Genomic DNA, 224 nt, shown 5'->3' on the forward strand with positions numbered 1-224 from the left:
TCAAGCCGAAGAAAAAGCAAGACAAAAACAGGCTGAATTAGAACGTCAAGCCGAGGAAAAAGCAAGACAAAAACAGGTTGAATTAGAACGTCAAGCCGAGGAAAAAGCGAAGCAAAGAGAAGCTGAATTACAAAGACAGGCTAAATTAAATCAGTTTAAAGAGCAAGAACAAACAAGAGTGAATAATACTAAAACAATAAATGAAAATCAAAAGAATTTGTTAG

Annotated in this window: 1 pseudogene; it reads left to right on the forward strand. The window is 34.4% G+C overall.

Going from position 1 to position 224, the window contains the following annotated elements:
* Window positions 1–224, forward strand: a pseudogene (locus MR107_RS30975) (excalibur calcium-binding domain-containing protein); the annotation flags it as partial.

It is taken from the genome of Bacillus cereus group sp. BfR-BA-01441, assembly GCF_022663075.1.
Classification (GTDB): domain Bacteria; phylum Bacillota; class Bacilli; order Bacillales; family Bacillaceae_G; genus Bacillus_A; species Bacillus_A cereus.